At 49.7% G+C, this 17,514-nt stretch carries 15 protein-coding genes and 1 pseudogene; 11 read left to right on the plus strand and 5 right to left on the minus strand.

From position 1 onward, the window contains the following. Nucleotides 1-143 precede the first annotated feature (143 nt). Nucleotides 144-2,315, plus strand: a complete 2,172-nt coding sequence (gene bglX / locus WMW72_RS13935) for a beta-glucosidase BglX (RefSeq protein WP_341416096.1) — start codon at nucleotides 144-146, stop codon at nucleotides 2,313-2,315. Between the two features lie 164 nt (nucleotides 2,316-2,479). On the opposite strand, the gene WMW72_RS13940 is transcribed toward bglX, so the two are convergent. Then, nucleotides 2,480-3,118: an NADPH-dependent F420 reductase gene (locus WMW72_RS13940; protein WP_423227548.1), complete on the minus strand. Its 639-nt coding sequence runs from the start codon at nucleotides 3,116-3,118 to the stop codon at nucleotides 2,480-2,482. A gap of 90 nt (nucleotides 3,119-3,208) precedes the next feature. Here WMW72_RS13940 and WMW72_RS13945 point away from each other — a divergent pair, with 90 nt between their 5' ends. Then, nucleotides 3,209-3,583: a winged helix-turn-helix transcriptional regulator gene (locus WMW72_RS13945; RefSeq protein WP_341416097.1), complete on the plus strand. Its 375-nt coding sequence runs from the start codon at nucleotides 3,209-3,211 to the stop codon at nucleotides 3,581-3,583. A 97-nt stretch (nucleotides 3,584-3,680) separates the two neighbouring features. Here WMW72_RS13945 and WMW72_RS13950 read toward each other — a convergent pair whose 3' ends face one another. Beyond that, a complete protein-coding gene (locus WMW72_RS13950; RefSeq protein WP_341416098.1) occupies nucleotides 3,681-4,655 on the minus strand; it encodes an Ldh family oxidoreductase in 975 nt (324 codons plus the stop codon). Nucleotides 4,656-4,844: 189 nt separating this feature from the next. Beyond that, a pseudogene (locus tag WMW72_RS13955) lies at nucleotides 4,845-4,943 on the minus strand (BlaI/MecI/CopY family transcriptional regulator); the annotation flags it as partial. Nucleotides 4,944-5,157: 214 nt separating this feature from the next. Here WMW72_RS13955 and WMW72_RS13960 point away from each other — a divergent pair. The 6 genes from WMW72_RS13960 to WMW72_RS13985 all read left to right on the plus strand — a co-directional run bounded on the left by WMW72_RS13960 (nucleotide 5,158) and on the right by WMW72_RS13985 (nucleotide 11,046). Then, the gene (locus tag WMW72_RS13960; RefSeq protein WP_341416100.1) at nucleotides 5,158-5,547 is read left to right on the plus strand and encodes a GntR family transcriptional regulator; all 390 of its coding nucleotides are present in this window, start codon (nucleotides 5,158-5,160) and stop codon (nucleotides 5,545-5,547) included. Nucleotides 5,548-5,607: 60 nt separating this feature from the next. Next, complete coding sequence (locus tag WMW72_RS13965) at nucleotides 5,608-6,948, plus strand: DUF5808 domain-containing protein (protein ID WP_341416101.1); 1,341 nt, start codon at nucleotides 5,608-5,610, stop codon at nucleotides 6,946-6,948. Nucleotides 6,949-7,097: 149 nt separating this feature from the next. Then, nucleotides 7,098-7,562, plus strand: coding sequence for a phage tail protein (locus tag WMW72_RS13970; protein WP_341416102.1), 465 nt, complete (start codon nucleotides 7,098-7,100; stop codon nucleotides 7,560-7,562). A 420-nt stretch (nucleotides 7,563-7,982) separates the two neighbouring features. Beyond that, nucleotides 7,983-8,864, plus strand: a complete 882-nt coding sequence (locus tag WMW72_RS13975; protein ID WP_341416103.1) for a phosphotransferase family protein — start codon at nucleotides 7,983-7,985, stop codon at nucleotides 8,862-8,864. A 295-nt stretch (nucleotides 8,865-9,159) separates the two neighbouring features. Further along, nucleotides 9,160-9,696, plus strand: coding sequence for an endonuclease V (locus WMW72_RS13980; RefSeq protein ID WP_423227549.1), 537 nt, complete (start codon nucleotides 9,160-9,162; stop codon nucleotides 9,694-9,696). 18 nt (nucleotides 9,697-9,714) lie between these two features. Next, nucleotides 9,715-11,046 (plus strand): SMI1/KNR4 family protein, encoded by a 1,332-nt coding sequence (locus tag WMW72_RS13985; RefSeq protein ID WP_341416105.1) that lies wholly within the window; start codon nucleotides 9,715-9,717, stop codon nucleotides 11,044-11,046. Between the two features lie 142 nt (nucleotides 11,047-11,188). Here WMW72_RS13985 and WMW72_RS13990 read toward each other — a convergent pair whose 3' ends face one another. Further along, nucleotides 11,189-12,646: an MDR family MFS transporter gene (locus WMW72_RS13990; RefSeq protein ID WP_341416106.1), complete on the minus strand. Its 1,458-nt coding sequence runs from the start codon at nucleotides 12,644-12,646 to the stop codon at nucleotides 11,189-11,191. Between the two features lie 83 nt (nucleotides 12,647-12,729). Further along, nucleotides 12,730-12,969 carry a hypothetical protein gene (locus WMW72_RS13995; protein WP_341416107.1) on the minus strand — a complete coding sequence of 80 codons (240 nt, stop codon included), beginning with the start codon at nucleotides 12,967-12,969 and terminating at the stop codon, nucleotides 12,730-12,732. Between the two features lie 514 nt (nucleotides 12,970-13,483). Between WMW72_RS13995 and WMW72_RS14000 the strand changes: the two genes are divergently transcribed. From WMW72_RS14000 to WMW72_RS14010, 3 genes are all read left to right on the plus strand, one after another. Then, nucleotides 13,484-14,404, plus strand: coding sequence for a hypothetical protein (locus WMW72_RS14000; RefSeq protein ID WP_341416108.1), 921 nt, complete (start codon nucleotides 13,484-13,486; stop codon nucleotides 14,402-14,404). A gap of 275 nt (nucleotides 14,405-14,679) precedes the next feature. Then, nucleotides 14,680-14,943 (plus strand): hypothetical protein, encoded by a 264-nt coding sequence (locus WMW72_RS14005; protein ID WP_341416109.1) that lies wholly within the window; start codon nucleotides 14,680-14,682, stop codon nucleotides 14,941-14,943. Between the two features lie 297 nt (nucleotides 14,944-15,240). Further along, nucleotides 15,241-17,373, plus strand: a complete 2,133-nt coding sequence (locus WMW72_RS14010) for an asparagine synthase-related protein (protein WP_341416110.1) — start codon at nucleotides 15,241-15,243, stop codon at nucleotides 17,371-17,373. Nucleotides 17,374-17,514: the final 141 nt, after the last annotated feature.

Below are 17,514 nucleotides of genomic sequence, written 5' to 3' on the forward strand. Positions count from 1 at the left end.
GCCTTTGTATTTTTCGATTTAGCAATATTTCAATCAGATTGTTGATGTATTGACCATATTGTTTCTTCAAGTCAAGGACATGCTCCTAGTATAATTAAGGCAGTGTAGATATTTTCCCAATTCAATCCTAGGAGGTTACGCATATGTCACAAGCAAAGAAGTGGCTAACGCCCGAAATTGCTAGTCAGGCTCAGCAGTTGCTGTTGGGCATGTCCCTAGAGGAGAAGGTTGGACAGATGACCCAATATGACTGGGGCTTCAATCCGATCAATCCCGAAACAGGGGTATCGCAGCGCGATCTGCTGGTAGAGGAAATTCGCCAGGGACGCGTTGGCAGTATCTTCAATTTGTCAGGCGCTGAGGAAGCCAACGAGCTGCAGCGCCTCATTCAGGAGCAAACCGCACAGCGCATTCCGCTGCTTATTGGCCGCGATGTGATCCATGGCTATAAGACGGTATTCCCGATTCCGCTGGCCCAGGCTTCCGCGTGGAATCCGGAGCTGGCGCGACGCACTTCGGAAGCGGCATCCCGCGAAGCGCTTAGCGACGGTGTAGCCTGGGTATTTGCGCCCATGATCGACGTCAGCCGCGATCCGCGCTGGGGACGTATTGCCGAGAGCATCGGCGAGGACCCTTTGCTCACCAGCAAGTATGCCAAAGCCTGGGTGGAAGGCTCCCAAATCGATGACGGCGCGGGACTGGCAACCGCTAGCTGTCCGAAACACTATGCCGGGTACGGTCTTGCCGAGGCGGGCCGGGACTATAACACGGTAGATTTGTCTGACCGCGTGCTGCGGGAAGTTATTTTGCCTCCATTCCGCGAGGCGGTTGAGTCAGGCGCGCTAAGCATCATGGCTTCGTTTAACGAGATTAACGGCATTCCGGTGTGCGCTAATGGCTACCTTCTGAACACGATTTTGCGTGACGAGTGGGGCTTTGAAGGGATCGTGGCTAGCGACTACAACGCGCTGCATGAGCTGATCGTGCATGGTGTTGCCGGCAGTGAGGAGGAGGCAACCGAGCGCAGCGTCTTGGCAGGCTGCGATATGGATATGCACTCCGGCTTCTATATCAAGCATTTGCCTACATTGGTTCGGGAAGGCCGCGTGCCGGAAAGCCGGATTGATGAGGCTGTGCTGCGTATTCTGGCGGTTAAGATCAAGCTGGGCCTGCTGGAGCAGCCTTACGTGACCGTGCCGTCTGCGGAGGAGGCGGCTGCGGCCCGCGCGTCCTTTACGGCGCTAGCGCGTGAGGCGGGAAGAGAATCCATCGTCCTGCTGCGCAATGAAGGACCGGTGCTGCCGCTATCCAAGACCAGCTCGATTGCGGTTATCGGCCCGCTGGCGGAGAGCCGCAAGGACCCGCTTGGCTGCTGGTCGTTCGATGGCAATCCTGACGAAGTGGTCAGCTTGCTGGAGGGTGTTCGTCAGGCGGCTGGAGCAGGGGCTTCTATCGCTTATGCAGAAGGCTGCGCCATTGACGGTGACAGCGAAGAAGGATTCGCTGCAGCCCTGGAGGCTGCTCGTGCGGCCGATGTGGTCGTGCTTGCGCTAGGCGAGTCGCAAGAGATGAGCGGTGAATCGCGTTCGCGCACCTCGCTTGATCTGCCGGGCGCTCAGCGCCGCCTTGTTGAAGCGGTAGCCGCTGCGGGCAAGCCGGTTATCGCGGTACTGCTGAGCGGCCGTCCGTTGGCGCTGCCGTGGCTGGAGCCGCTGGCTGATGCGATTGTACAGGCTTGGCATCTTGGCGTACAGAGCGGTAATGCCATTGCGGATGTGCTCTTTGGCGACTATAATCCGGGCGGACGCCTGCCGGCAACGTTCCCGCATAATGTCGGACAAGTACCGATCTATTACTATCGCAAGAAGACGGGACGTCCGCCGGCTGGCGTGTATTCGTCTTACTATATCGACTCCACGACGGAGCCGCTTTATCCGTTTGGTTATGGCCTCAGCTATACCCAGTTCGAATACGGCAGCATTTCCGCCAGCAGCCAGGCGATTCAAGGTGACGAACAGTTGACGGTATCGGTGACGGTCACCAATGCGGGTGATCGCGCCGGGGAAGAGGTCGTACAGTGCTACATCCGTGACGAGGTAGCCAGCGTGACACAGCCGCTGAAGAAGCTGATCCATTTCAGCAAGGTGCACCTGGAGCCGGGACAGTCTGCAGAGGTAGCATTCATCGTTCGTAAGCAAGATTTGGCGATCATCGATCAGCATATGAACCTGACGGCAGAGCCGGGAGATTTCACACTTTGGATCGGTCCGAATGCTAGCGAGGGCGAATCCATATCTTTTGCAGTCCGGGCATAGTGGGTACACGTATTTCAGATAGCCTTACAGACAAGTAATTTTATCAAAGGGAACAAATAAAGGAGCTGCCTCGGCAGCTCCTTTATCTATCCACGACACAACCCCATTCACGCAAATGCAGTATCCTCTCGGCTATATCTGCAGCCCCATTCAGGCTGATTATTTCAGTGTCTTAACAAAGCAAATGCAGATCCAGGAGATTGTAACTGAAGTTCACTAATCAAGCATGCGAGCATGATGGACTCTTGGAGAAGGCTTTGCCGTATGTCACCTAAGTCAACAACCTCGGTCCAACCGATATCTTTAAGCAGAGCTCTGACCTGATCTTTAGATGAATGATTGTTTCCACACATAAACATGACAGGCGTACCTTCTTTAAACTTTGGATGGATCATGATTTTGTCACTGACGGTATGGAGTGTTTTAACAACATGACTTTCTGGCAATAACGTTTGGACGATTACCCCTGCTGAGGTATCGTGAAGGAGTAAGCGGGGACCGTTATCCATATGTACGGCATTGCTTACATCGATGACCGTTTTGTTTTGTAGATAGATTGGATCAATGGTTTCAAGAATATCTTTTACACAGGACCATGGGAGGGCTAGAATAATGATCTCGCCATAACGGGCGGCTTCATCGAATGAAGTAACGTCCCCAGACTCGCCTACCCCTTGCCTCCAAGAATCATGCTTCGAGTTATGCGGTTCTCGGCTACTGATTCGAACACGATGACCTGATTGAACAAATCCCACTCCTAGAACTTTACCTACATGTCCAGCGCCTAGAATTCCAATATTCATATAATTACTCCTCTCTACTCGTGATTATATGAACTTGATGAATGATCAACAATAAGGCACTTATAAGTATCCAACCCTATAGGTTATGTTATGGGGTATAATGTTGGTGAGAAATGGGGTGAGCGAATGCCAGTCCAACTAAATGAGTGCCCGGTAGAAGTTGTATTTACGATGCTAAGTGGGAGATGGAAAATCCCGATCTATCGATACTTATATAACAATAACAAACCAGTGCGTTATAGTGGATTACTGCGGCATTTACCATCTATTTCGAAAAAAATATTAACGGAACAGCTTCGGGAGCTTGAACGTGATGGAATCATTGAAAGGAAATCGTATCTCGAACCTCGACCAAGAGTAGAATATAGTTTGACTTCCTCCGGAAGCTCGATGATTGTATTTCTTGATAAAATGAGCGAGTGGGGCGAAAAGCACATCTTATCGAATGAAACAGAACACCGTTAGTTCCGAGGTCATAAGCGGTTTCTACAAAACGATGGTAAAAAAAGCAACAGCCCCTCAGCCGTTTTGGCGGAAGGGGCTTGTTCAGAATCATGCTTCGTTATTGCAAGCAATATGCCTCAAGAGTCGCAACCAGGGAAGACGGAAGGTCGATTTCAGTTGCATTCTCCGCATAGCTGCGTCCGGGGATATGAATACCTTTGGAGGCCAAGCGTTCGATCTGTGACGCCATTCGAGCGGAAAGTCCGGGAGCGAGTAGTTCGGGATTAAGAGCCACGATGAACAGGCCTACACCAGGCGAGTGATTCCCCTCCTCAAAGGATGGGGCGTCAAGTGACCAGTTCGCGCCTGTCATCCCAGCGGCGAGTATTTCAACCATAAGTGCGATATTAGCACCACGAACACCCCCGAAAGCAAGTAAAGCCCCCTTGATCGCTTCACGCGAATCCATGGTATGTTGTCCCTTCCCATCGATGGCCCAGCCTTCGGGGATCATCTCGCCTCGCTCTGCCGCCTGCCGAATATTGACAAACGCCGTGGCGCTGGATGCCTGGTCGATCACCAAGGGTGCTCTGTTGTCGACAGGCGCGGCGAATGCGAGGGGATTGGTGCCATAAACAGCCTCACTGCTCTGTCCCGCAGCCACTAAAGCAGGTCCGTTGGTTGCAGCCAGCGCTACTAATCCTTTGAGAGCAAGCCGCCTTACGTAATAGCCCAACTCTCCAGCCGTATAGCTGTTTTGTAACGAACATACAGTTACACCATAAGTGCTTGTCCGTAGTAGCAATTCTTCGAATGCACGATCAAAACCAAGTTGAGCGATCCCTCCCTTGGCATCGACTTGAATGAGGGCAGGGGCTGGAAAGAAGATCGCAGGCTCTTCTACGGCATGAATACGACCCTTCAAGAAGCCTTCCAGATAGTCGGGAAGATGAGCAAATCCAACCGAACTCCGACCCGCACATTCCGCAGCGACCGTTGCTTCAGCCAGAGAGATGGCCATTGCTTTGCTCGCACCAGCGGCAACACACACACGTATAGCCAACTCCCTCGCACGCGTAAGATCATATCGCATGGGCTATTGTCCTGATACTCGACTGAATGGGCTTGAATCGTTTTATATTTTTTGCTGTATGATTTCCTCTCAGCATGTCATCACGCTCCCGGATGAATTTTCTTCTATACATGTACATACAAGTTTTTCTTCACCGTCATTCGAGGTTTTTCATGCTTTCTTCTTCTTTTCTAATAGCTGCTGGAGCTCGTAGAGGTAGTTCCGGCCGGACTTTTCGAATCGAATCGCGTTTTTCTTATGTAACCGATTCAGGAAGGTCTTAATCGTCTGATCTGACCACTGCATCTTCTTCACCTTCTTGCTTTATTGTTTACACTTGTAAACATACCGTGTCAAGTGTTCTAGGCTTAATTTTCTCCGATAGACCCGTTAAGCCGAGCCATATCATAAAGGAATAGTCATACTCGGATTGTTCTTCCATGGGTACAGAGTTGCAACATTTAAGTATTGTTTGTATTATTATAAGTAATACAAAAAGAATCTTAGGCGGTGAAGTGCAATTATGCTTATTTCCTTGCAGTTAGATAGCGAAATCCCGCTATATGAGCAGCTGCGCAACCAAATCGTAATCGGAATTGCGACCGGCGAGCTGGCCGCTCAGGAGAAGCTCCCGACCGTGCGCCAGCTGGCTGAGGATTTGGGCATCAACACGATGACGGTGAATAAAGCTTATTCGCTGCTCAAGCAGGAAGGATATATTGTCATCGACCGGCGGCAAGGAGCCAAGGTGAGTCCGCGGATGCAGGATAGTCTGGAGCCGTCTCCGCAGTTGGAGGAGCAGCTTCAATTGATCATCGCGCAAGCTACGATTCAAGGGATGGATCAGTCTCGCTTTCAGACGCTATGCGCACAAATATTTAACAAAATGACTTACCGGCCTACCCATATCTAATAAGGAAGAGGGTTGATTCCGATCGTAATAACGGTGATTTTGTCGGCGGTTGCTATCCTCATGTTTATTGTTACACTTGCGACCTACAAGGGCCAGACTCGATATAACAACGGCATGCTATTCGCTATTACATTGCCGCCTCATGCGATGGACAATGAGAAGATCAAGGCCGTGCAGGCGAAGTTCGACAAGCGGCTCGTGCGGATGACATGGTGGATGGCCGCAGCTCTTATCCCGGTGGTGCTGCTCTATAATTGGCACGGCTATCAGATGATTTATTTTTTTGTATGGACTTTCGGTTTCTATGCCGCCGTTATCAGCTGGTTCCGGCAAGCGTTCCGAAGTACGCTGGCTTTAAAACGCGAACATGAATGGTTCGTCGGCGCGAAACGCGTCATTCATAGCGACCTGCGTGCAGCGTATTTGAAAGATCAGCGCTCCGCTCCATTGTGGCTGTTCGCGATCCCGGTGGCGATGGCGGCCGGCTTTGTATTATGGAGTCTGAACGAGCAGGAGCTCCTCGGCATTGCTATCGGAAGCTTCGCCTTTACGCTGATGAGTCTGCTCCTTGCGCTCGGCATGCGCAAGATGAAAGCCAAAGTATACAGCTCAAACAGCGAAGTGAACGTCGGCTTGAATCAGGCCCGGCGCAGGTATATATCGTATATGTGGTTCATGATAGCGATTGTGGAGAATGTTCATTTCCTGCTTATCGGTTTATTCATCCTAAGCGACAGCGAGCCAATGTTCGGTATTTGGCTGACGATCATTTTGTCGTTCGGCATCGTTCCGGCAGCTCTGGTGCTATACGTGTATCGTAAAATCGCTCATCTGGAGCAGGAAACGTTGGAGCTGGACGGAAAAACCGTTTACACCGACGACGACGAATACTGGAGCAACGGATTAACCTATCACAATCCCGACGATAAAGCCATTCTTGTCCCTAAGCGGGTTGGCATAGGGGAAACGGTGAATACGGGCACTTTGGCCGGGAAATGGATTGCAGGAGGACCCATCCTATTAATCGTTGCAGTCGTTATCGGAGTTTCGGTTTTGCTAGTCAATTCCGAGCTGAATTCGCCGGTTCTAACCGTAACGCCCGAGCGCAAAATCGAGATCAATTACCCGATGTACTCGTTTACCTTCAATGTGGATGACATCGAGCAACTATCGCTCGTGGAGAAGGTGCCTTCCGGAGTGAAAACTAACGGAGAGGGGACGGACAAGGTTGCCCGCGGCCATTTCAAGCTGAAGGAGCTGGGCAAAGCACGCATGTATATATTTAAAGCTCCGCCCTATATTCAAATCAAGCTAAAAGACTCGTATGTTTTCTACAACGAGAAGGACCCCGAACAGACGAAACGTCTGTTCGAACAATTGCAACAGCAAGTGAAAGAGTAGCGTCCGAACAGGCACGTCAGGTGTGAAAGAGCGCCGCAATCCCGTATTGGTAAGATTCTATGACGTATCCCTCGAAAACCGTTAAGCTGAACCGTATAATAATAAGAGCAAGTCTTTTGGTAAATAATGAGATAAAAGGAGAGATGGACATGTCCTATATCGTTGATTTTAAAGATGTATCCACGGTTGGTTTAGAGTCTTCGCCGGTAGCAGAGGCGCTTGCTGGTTTACGTGCTAATGAAGCCCGGTACTTTATGAACAAATACAAGCATGAATTTACGGTAGTACCCGCTAGCGAAGGTCAGGAGAGCCTTGATTACGTGAACCGAATCTTGAAGGAAGAACGTGATATTGAGTTTGCGGCCAAGCCTTTGGAAACGTCGCGTTTCCAAGTGGAAAACATCCTATTTACCTACGTATTTTATGAGGATGGTCTTGGGCTTAATGTTATGTATACGGTGGATGACCCCAAGAAGCGGGCGGTTGGTTTTAAGCTTTCTGAGGGGATGGAGGTACCGCAGGAGTTAGAAGGGAAGTTTAAGTTTGCCAGGCAGAAGTCTAAACTTGCGGGAACCATTCGGGGTTCGTACTTTGTCATTAAAAAAGAATATTAAAGTAAACAGCGTCAAACGAAGGGCCAACCGGCAAATGGTTGGTCCTAAATCTTGCCGTTACGGAGAGCACGGAGAACCGTATCATAAGTAGCGGCAAGTTTTTCCAGAAAATCGGGCAACGGGCTTGGAAAGACATTTTACCTGGCAGGGGTTTGGGATGGGCCACGCTAGGCGGCGAAGTCGGCGCAAACGGGCTTTGCGATCCTCGACTTGATCGAGGAGTGCCGCCGGAAATGCTCCAACCCGGCGCAGAATGACAAAGTCCTGCTGTGACTTGATGATTCTCATTTATACGTTCTCCCTCGAAAAGGGGTCTTGGTACTGGGTCAAGAATATGATATATGCAAGATTTTGGGTTTGATTCGGTTTTCGGAGCAACGAATCGAATTATCACATGCTATCTAAAACATGAGGTACCATATGAGTTCCATTCTTACCGTTATAGAAAAGCTAAAGTTGAACGTCTCGAATATAGAAGATGTTCCAGAGTCATTTAGTTCAGATGTATACAAACTTACTCTTGCTAGCGGAGAAAACGTTTATGTAAAAATTCCATTTAACATAGATAAACTATTTCGTGAATTTCAGATACTTGAAACATTGAAAGGAGTAATTCCTGTTCCTAAGGTATTGGACATTTGGTACGGGGATGAAAGTAATACTGGAGCATTGCTTCTTTCAGCCATTCAAGGTATGCCTTGTACAGGAGACATGGATGAGAAACTCTCTTTTCAAATTGGCGTGTATCTTGCTATGCTCCATGAGGTTAAAACTCCTGGGTATGGTTACCATGTAACCGATGGTTTTAAGTTACTTGACCAAAATAATTGGAGATTACATATCAAAAGTAATTTTGAAAAGTGGAAAGAGCCATGCAAAGAGATTCTCGACTCAGAATTGTATGAAAGATGTATTCATCACTTTGATGGAGTTTTCGCTGCTTTACCGGATCCTGATGGACCATGTATTGTTCACATGGATTTTAGACCAGGTAATATAATGGTGAATGGTAACGAGGTTGCTGGCATTATTGATTTCGAGAGTGCGCGTGGTGGATCGTCGGAAATCGATTTTACAAAAGTCAATCGATATATTTGGGAAGACAATCCGAGAACAAAGTTACCGTTCATTGAAGGTTATCAATCGATTCGACCTATGTTGGCTCTGGAAAAAGTGCTGCCATTTTATGATTTTTACGATGCTTTCAACGCAGTTGTTTGGTGTAAAAACAGAGGAATTGAAAAAAATCGAACGTTCCTTCAGGAAAATATTCTTATTTTAAGGAATTCGGTAGGTTACTGATTATAGTTGTTTAGATTGGATATGGTAGGCCATCCCACAAAGGATGGCCTTTAAACTTGCCGCTACAGACAACGCCGGGGACTGTATCAGAGCTGCAAGCTATTCTATACATTCTGATTAGGTAGGGAGGTAATTACAATGGGAATAATGTTTCGCCATATTGCCCGAGCTCTTATTATGGTTGATAATTATATATTAATCGCACGAATGAAGGGTGCTCATTAAGAGTTAATTCCTCAAATTGATTGCGAGGGCAACCCTATGTGGGTAAGTAATATGTAAGCTAGGTGGACTATTGAGCATAAGAAAGGAATCACTATCTATGATCATCGCTGTCGATGTGTATTATGAGGAAAAGAAAGCGAAGTCAGTGGGGGTTATTTTTCACAACTGGGAAGATTCCAAGCCGCTCGAAGTCATAACGTGCGATACGGAAAACCCTCACGAATACGAACCGGGTTTTTTCTACAAACGAGAGCTTCCATGCATACAGGAACTGTTGAAGCTTACGGATATCAACCAGATACATACCCTAGTTGTGGATGGTTACGTGTACTTAAACAATGAGAGAAAGCCTGGACTCGGGCATTATGTGTATACCAATTTTTCGGGAAACATTCCAGTGATCGGTGTTGCCAAAAATGCCTTTCACGACAACGAAGCCGTTGTCCAAAAGATTTATCGAGGCCATAGCTCTAAGCCTTTATACATAACCTCCGTCGGCATGGAGCTAGCAGTCGCTGCCGGGCACATACAGAGGATGCATGGAGAATACCGATTTCCTCATCTGCTGAAATTGCTGGATAAGGAAACGAAGGAAGCCCGGCCATAATCAACAGGAGGGTTCAAGATGTTATTTGGGAAGAAAGCAACGCAGCTTGATCGAATAAAAAACAAACTTGAAAAGGCCAAGCGCAAAGATACCGCTTTGCAGGTATTTGGAGCATCCTCACACCAATACAGGGTGAATGAAAAGCTTACAGCCAAAGAGCTTGCCGACTGGCAAGCCAAGCATCAGGTCACTCTTCCGGAGCCTTATGCGCTGTTTTTAACGAAAGTCGGTAATGGAGGTGCCGGGCCGTATTATGGAATTTACTCGATAGAAAAGGCAGCTTCCTATACCGATAGTCAGACACTCTCTGCCAATACCGTTCTGCACCCCGGAATGACAATAGAGGAATGGAACCATCTGATCGAGCCCATGATCCGCGATGAGGACATCTCTGATGAGGAATACGAGGCTACCCGCAATAAAGTGTTGGGTGGTATGCTGTGCATGGGTACACAAGGCTGTGAATACGACATGTACCTCGTACTCGAAGGGAAACACAAGGGCAAAATCGTGTATACGTCAGATTTCCATCCCGATCATCCTTTCTTCTTTGTCTATGAAGAAAACTTTCTGGACTGGTATGAGCGCTGGCTGGATGAGATTATTCTGGATTATGATATTGCATGGTTTGGCAGCAGAATGCCGGGCGATGAACAGGCGTTAATACAGGTTTATCAAAACGCCCCAGATGAAGCAATCCAATCCAAAGCGCTCGATGGCATGTTCAAATTCAAGAAAATCTCGCAGCCAACCCTTGATTTTTTGAAAGACGTTGCTAATCAAGGACAAAAGAATCGCATTACAACCATTCAGCTCATCTGTAAAACTTCTGTCCGTGCGGCGAGAGACTATCTTCTGGAGCTGCTCTGCTCGGATAGCGACGAGGATCTTTTACAAGCTTTAATGATGCTGAATGTTTACGGCAAATCTGTGAGTTTAGAGGCATTTATAGAAGTGATATTGCAAAGTTTGGACAGGATACATGATCTGGAAACGTTACGTTATGTGGGGTATGTGCTGGAATCTTCCGGCGCCATTACACTCCAAAACTTTGCTCCCTTCTTGTGCCACACCGACCCGAATATACAAGCCGCCGCCATCTATGCCACACGCAGCTGTCATGACAAAGCGGAAGACTGGGAGATCATTGAGCGAATGCTAAAGGGTGGGGACAAGGAGGTTATGAAAAACTCTATTCTGTATTGGGGCATTATCCCCCACGAGAAGTTATTGCCTTATTATAAGGCGGCATGGCCGGAATATAAGAGCAATCCTAATCTCAGGGAGAAATTTGTAGGTTGTTTGATACATTTAAATGTGCCGGATGATTATTTTGATCAACAGAATTGAACTAGAAGCTTGAATTTCCGATCATGTGTCATGACCTCATGAATGATTGGCTTGAGAAGTATGCTTCAACGTTTGCCGAGTTTCAAGAACGACTGATCACGAGTGAAGCGGGGGCGAGTGAAGTGTTTCTGGCTCAAGCTCCCTAAGACGACAGGCCGTCGGGGTCTTTCATCTGAGAAGAATCGGCATGTTGACGATCATGTATGAACCAAGCCAGCGCTACAATAAATAATGCGAGCATACATTCAATCCAAAAAACCGTTTGCAGACCGGCAACCATGCTCTGTGTCTTCTCATGCATCGCCGTGGGATCGAGCGAATGGTGAAGATAACGAGTGGTTCGAGATGACATGATGCCGATGAATAAGGCGATGCCAATTCCCCCTGCCATTTGTTGCAGCGTATTGTAGATGGCTGTGCCATGAGGGACCAAGTGAAGCGGAAGCTGGTTCAGCCCTGTCGTCTGAGCCGGCATGACGACGAACGATATGCCTAAGAATAAGAGGATGTGATTGAACAGGACGGAGCCCCGTGTTGTATCACTGTCGATTCCGGCAAACAGCCACAACGAGATGGCGATCAAGAGCAGCCCCGGTATAATTACGAATCTCGGCCCGAATTTATCGAATAATTTCCCCGATACCGGCATCATCATCCCGTTCAATAGACAACCTGGCATCAGAACTAAGCCTGTTGCGAACGCTGTCAACTGCATCACATCCTGCATATAGATCGGCAGCAATGTTGTGGTGGCGAATAGAATCATCATCAGAACTACGATCAATACCGCTACCAAAGAAAAAGTCCGATGCCGAAATACGGAAAGATCTATCAAAGGTTCCTTGATCTTCAGCTGCCGCCATACAAGCAAGAACAAGAAGAGGCAGCCTATAGCAATCAAACCGTAACCCTCAGGCTGAGTCCAGACATCTGTTCGGCTGAAGCCGTAGATGACGCAACCGAAACCGATGGTTGACATCACAATAGATAAAACATCGACTCTCGGCCTAGTTAGTTCTGTCACATTCTTCAAGTACATGCATGCATAAATAATCGCGAACAATGCGACAGGAATCACTAGATAGAACAGCCATCTCCAGTGCAAGGTATCGATGACCAGACCCGACAGAGCTGGCCCGATGACGGGAGCCACCATAATAACCAGCCCCATGAGACCCATGGCTGCGCCCCGGCGTTCCGGAGGATAGAGGGCAAGAATCGTATTCATCATCAACGGGATCAATAAGCCTGTTCCGCAAGCCTGAACAACCCTGCCTATCAGCAAGACTTCGAATCCGGGGGAGCTCGCACACAAGCATGTACCGCCTAAAAATAACGCCATCGCAGACATAAACATCTGGCGAGTCGTGAACCATTGCTGCAGCAATGCAGTCACCGGCACCAATATGCCGATCACGAGCATATAAGCGGTGGATAACCATTGGATAGTCGAAGCAGCAACGTTGAATTCCCGCATCAATAGGGGATATGCATTGGTAAGTAAGTTTTCGCTAAGAAATGCGACAAATGCACCGATGAGTAAAGCGGCTAACATCGCCCCTCTCTTCCATTCACTTGTGTCGTGAGCCTGCTCGTTCATCTTCTACCTCCCGAAAGTTCATGATCGGCAATGCCGATTTATGGTAGTGCCTTAATAGTGAATCGGCCAGCCTGTCAAGCAAGTTATCCTACACCATCACTTTCCAGCAAGGAATAAAAATGATCCCGATCTTCATTATCGAATGTGCCAAGCGTCCGTACCTGGACAAATTCATGTCCACCATACATGTCTATTTCTTCGCCAGATGTATGGTAGAGCGCGATCATGTTGCCATCCTGATTCAACTCCATGTACCCGTAACATTTTGTCTCAGGCGTCTCACCGTAAAGGAGTATAAATCTGATTTTGACCACGCTGTGCATGCGGCTCCTCCTGTTCTGTCATTCATCATGACCTTGAATTCGTTGCGTTCTGTCCTTGTGTGTAGATCGTTATCTCCTTATTGGCCTGAAGAAGATTTTACGTGAAATCGGATGAATTGGAAAAAGCGATATCGCCCCTTATCCTCGGAAATTCATTCCTATCTGGAAAGCATAAGGGGGGATCCCCCGCTATGTCGCTCATTTGCACATTATCTCTTGACGGGATGGGATTTGGGGATTATGATAACGTGCCGGTTAACTCAACGAAATAAATTCATAAAAAGGCCGACCTTTCGAAGTGCCTCGGCACCGAATCGTCAGCCTGACGTGCAGATGTATACCGATTACTATGTTCTGTCATACTCAGGCCGATCACGTCATAAGGAGCCTGAGCAAATGATCGCATCATAGCCTGGAGCATTAGGCCGTCGACTCCCTCGACGGTCTTTTTGGACATACGTATAGAGCTTGGTCCGAAGTCCTTAAATGATAGGACTAGTAGGTGCAGCCATCGATGATCAGCGAGCTTCGCAATCTGGGATTCGATGTCCTGCAGACGAATATACTGCTCAGGAACAATAACAACTATAGCTTGAAAGACATAGTCAGAACAGTCCGAGATCTCGGTTATCCGCTGAAGGATCTGAGTAGGATCGGAGGTCATGCGCAGGCCATCGGACCTGTCATGTATGAGCTTGGCTACACGATCAACGATACGGCCCTGATCATGACCCTGATGAACACACCCAAGTCGGGCAGGCTTATCGTGTACTTGTACGAGGCGGGCTGGCGCAACCCGGCCGACATCGCGCAGGCGTCGATCTATGTGGGCATGCCTAGACTACAGCTCTTCCGGGAGATGCGCAAGGTGGCACTGACCGACCTGGGATTAAAAAACGTATGGACGCCTCCGGCGCTCGGCCGCGCGATCGCGGACGGAACCGACTTGACCATGATCGAGCTTTCGCAGTCTGTCATTAAGGCCTACGAGATGAAAGGAGGTATAGTCCTGCGTATGGATATGTTCACAGCGATCGAGGGAGTCAAGGACTATGCCATCGAAGGTCTGAGAAAAGAGACGGGCGGAGCTGCAGGGGATGTGCTCGGCATTCTGACCAGCATGGGAGACAGCGTGGTCTTCATGGCGCTGCATGATGGAGGGCTGCATGAGAAGGAAGCCGCACGTATCATGAAGCAGAAGGGCTGGGACTGGATCGCGACCACGATCCAGCTCGAGCAAGCCGGATACAGCTCCGGCGAGATCTGGGATGCGCTGTGGGACATCTACCACAACGAGATGGGTCTCCTGATTCTGAACGCCATGTCCTTCGCCATGCCGCTCGCCGAGCTCGGTCTTGCTCCGCAGTTGTCGATGATCGAATCAGCGGCTAAGACGGCATTCACGAAGTCGATCACCTACGCCGTCATGCACTAAGCGGATTCCTGATTCGAGATAAGGCTAGACAGCAAGAGGCCGTTCCGGCAGGGATATCCTGCGGAGCGGCCTTTGTGTGTAAGTGGGTTATGGCGAATCTGACGAGATTCCCTGTTATTGTCGCCGTGCACGAGACTTCTGCTGCATGGATAAAGCATGGCTGCGCGGTTCAGCAGATGCTCCGTCAGTCTGTGCCGCTCGTTGTACAAGCTCTCCACGATCGCGGCGTATTAAAGTGACCCCTATATTTCCTAAACGTTGAAAGGAGAAAAAGCGTGAAACCCTTGTTAAAAACGATCATTTTGCTTACATTAGGTCTTCTTTATATAGGATTAGGGGTTATATTAGTTGTGTTTGATGACCTTACCGGAGAACGTCACCAATGGTTGGACTATGGTTTGATTGTTGGATTGTTATTCGTTCAAATCATATCGATTATTATACAAATAAAACGCGGTTATGGTTTTTTAATTCAAGTGATAGGGGCCGTATTACTTTTCGCTATGTATATTGCTAATATCAGTCAGGACTCTATTTAATTTGTCTAGGGTGTTATGGTAACCCCTTGGCTAATCCGAAGATAGCCGTAGATTAAACTAACGTATAACGACAGTTGAATCACCAGCAAACCAGGCCGTCGACTCGCTCGACGGCCTTTAGGGCTTACATGTAGAACTGTACCCAGTCTCTTGTATGGCCTTCATTTAAATTTGACTAAAATTATAAGATTAATAGTTATTAACAAGGAATTCGTAGCTCATCTGTCGTACTGATGTAAATAAGTGGAAGGTTAAGTTATTGTAAATGAACTTCAACCAGGGGAAGGAGCGGGCGCTGTGAACACGATCATCGCATGCAGCTGGAACAAAAGGGGGACATTGGATGATGGGAAGATAGATGGCCGCTCCGCTGACTCTTCGGGAACAGCGACGGTGAACCGGATGCTGTACGGGATGCCGCTCGATGGGGCTGGGGGCGTGACCAGCGGAAGCTTCGGACCTGTCAGTCTTGGGGATAGGGATGATACTGCAGGGTCAGACGAAGGACGGCCCGCAGCGTTGAGTGTACCGGTATGCCTAGACGGAGCGCTGTATAACCGGGAGCAAATCCGGGAGCTGCTTGCCGGGCGAGGAGTCTGGGTTCCCCGTACGGCACACGACCGTGAGCTGATCTGGGCCGCTTATGAGGCATTCGGCAGCTCTTGCGCGTCGCTGCTGCGCGGGGAATTTGCCTTTGTCCTGTGGGATGTGCGTACAAGCAACCTGGTTGCGGCCTGCGATGTGGTCGGGATCCGATCGGTCGTCTATTATGACGCAGAGGACTTTACGTTGATCGGTACGGATGTCGCCCAATTGTTGGCAGACCGCCGGGTGCCCTTTGAGCTGAACCGTGACAAGCTTGTCGCCCACCTGACCCCGGCGCTGTGGAAGCTGAAATGGGATGTGCTGCCGGAGCAAACGTATTTCCGGGGCATAAGGCGCTTGCCGCCCGGGCATGTGCTGGAAATTACGCCGGAGCGGGTGCAACTGTCGGCGTATTGGTCACCGCCGAATAAGGAGATTCGTTATCGCAGCGACAGCGATTACTATATGCATTACTCGGACTTGCTGCATCAGGCGGTCCAGGAGCGTGTTCAAGGCGAACGCCTGATCATGCCGATCAGCGGGGGGATTGATTCCGGCGCCATCGCCAGCGTCGCTGTGCGCGAGCTGGGGGCGACGGGGCCCCGGGCGCTGTATGTGACGGGCATTGCTTTTTCCACGGCGGAGCTGCAGAGCAGCAGCGACTTGTCCTATATCGATGCTTGCCGTCGCAGGCTGGGATTAACCGGGGAGGTTCTGCTGGCAGACCAGTTGACCCGTTATCCGAACGATGAGCAGGGACGGGACCCGTTGTTCATCAGTGATGGTCCCGAAATCCGTACGACTGCGCTGGCCAATTACTTATCGATAGCTTCGGCTTTGCGTCATGGACCGCTGCCGGAAGCCTCTTTGTCTGGTACCGGAGGGGACGAGACGATTGACGGGAATGGATACGTGTATGATTCGCTGCTGCTGGGCGGTAAGTGGAGGGATCTGCATACCCGGTTAAAGCAGGCATCGGGAGGATCTTCTTCCGAGCTGCTGCGGATGTTTTGGCAGAAGGCGCTGCTGCCGATGGTGCAGGGAGGCTCTTGGCATCGGTATATGGCATCGGTTTGGGGGGAGGCTGCGGAGCCGGCCCCATTCCTGCATCCGGCCGCAGAGGACGAGGTAGCCGGGATACAAGAAAGACTGCTGGACGATCATCGGCGAAAGCATTTTCGCTACCGCAATTGGGCGAGGCAGTATATTTACCACCGCAATGCTGCTCCTTCCCGGTACTATGCATCCCGTGACGGCCGGAGAGTCTCCTATCCATTTCTGGACCGGAGGCTGCTGGAGTTCTGCCTGCGTATCCCTCCTGAGGTCATCTACAAGGAGCAGGAGGGGCATGCCGGAGGCTATAGCGCGACTAAAACCTTGGTTCGGCGCGGACTGATCGGAACGATGCCTTCGGTCATTCGCGCCCGCACGGACAAAACCTTCGCGCATGCGTTCGTGCGTGCTTCGGTGCTGAAGCATTATGACCATTACCGGCAGTCGCTGGCCGGGAGCGGCAGCGAACTGGCTCGGCTCGGTCTGGTGGAGCCCGGACTGCTGCGTGAGTATATGAAGGCGGAGCAAGAGCATGCGCGGAATGGACAGCCGCTGAGCAAGCGGCATCCGGCTATCGATGAGACGCTGCGGCTGGAAATCTGGCTGCGCGAAGCGTCTGCCGGACGGGAGGCTCTTCTTCGCCGGGTCGGCTTTGTCGACCGGCCCTGGGAAGGCGGCGGCACGGTTTGGCGACCCGCTGTGAGACAGCTGTCGGCATGGCTGGATCGGGAGCTGCCCCGCGATGCGATCTACCGGCTGTCCTCCAGCGAAGGCCAAGTTGGGTTGGGTTAGGGAAAGAAATAAGGGAGTTTCATCATCAGCTCGGTTATTCGAAGAAACTCAGCTATCTCACTCATTCCAAGGTTTATACCGCGATGAGCAGGACAATGTAAGGATTACATGGAATACAAGGGTATAACGAATAAGGAGGAC

Source organism: Paenibacillus filicis, from assembly GCF_038070315.1.
Classification (GTDB): domain Bacteria; phylum Bacillota; class Bacilli; order Paenibacillales; family NBRC-103111; genus Paenibacillus_G; species Paenibacillus_G filicis.

What these genes read in the sequence shown, in the direction of transcription:
- WMW72_RS13965 (WP_341416101.1), top strand. Translation starts at nt 5,608, where the DNA reads ATGTTTATTGTTACACTTGCGACCTACAAGGGCCAGACTCGATATAAC.
- WMW72_RS13945 (WP_341416097.1), top strand. Translation starts at nt 3,209, where the DNA reads ATGGGGTATAATGTTGGTGAGAAATGGGGTGAGCGAATGCCAGTCCAA.
- WMW72_RS13995 (WP_341416107.1), bottom strand. Translation starts at nt 12,969, where the DNA reads ATGCACAGCGTGGTCAAAATCAGATTTATACTCCTTTACGGTGAGACG.
- bglX (WP_341416096.1), top strand. Translation starts at nt 144, where the DNA reads ATGTCACAAGCAAAGAAGTGGCTAACGCCCGAAATTGCTAGTCAGGCT.
- WMW72_RS13970 (WP_341416102.1), top strand. Translation starts at nt 7,098, where the DNA reads ATGTCCTATATCGTTGATTTTAAAGATGTATCCACGGTTGGTTTAGAG.
- WMW72_RS13975 (WP_341416103.1), top strand. Translation starts at nt 7,983, where the DNA reads ATGAGTTCCATTCTTACCGTTATAGAAAAGCTAAAGTTGAACGTCTCG.
- WMW72_RS13985 (WP_341416105.1), top strand. Translation starts at nt 9,715, where the DNA reads ATGTTATTTGGGAAGAAAGCAACGCAGCTTGATCGAATAAAAAACAAA.
- WMW72_RS13960 (WP_341416100.1), top strand. Translation starts at nt 5,158, where the DNA reads ATGCTTATTTCCTTGCAGTTAGATAGCGAAATCCCGCTATATGAGCAG.
- WMW72_RS13990 (WP_341416106.1), bottom strand. Translation starts at nt 12,646, where the DNA reads ATGAACGAGCAGGCTCACGACACAAGTGAATGGAAGAGAGGGGCGATG.
- WMW72_RS14000 (WP_341416108.1), top strand. Translation starts at nt 13,484, where the DNA reads ATGATCAGCGAGCTTCGCAATCTGGGATTCGATGTCCTGCAGACGAAT.
- WMW72_RS13950 (WP_341416098.1), bottom strand. Translation starts at nt 4,655, where the DNA reads ATGCGATATGATCTTACGCGTGCGAGGGAGTTGGCTATACGTGTGTGT.
- WMW72_RS13940 (WP_423227548.1), bottom strand. Translation starts at nt 3,118, where the DNA reads ATGAATATTGGAATTCTAGGCGCTGGACATGTAGGTAAAGTTCTAGGA.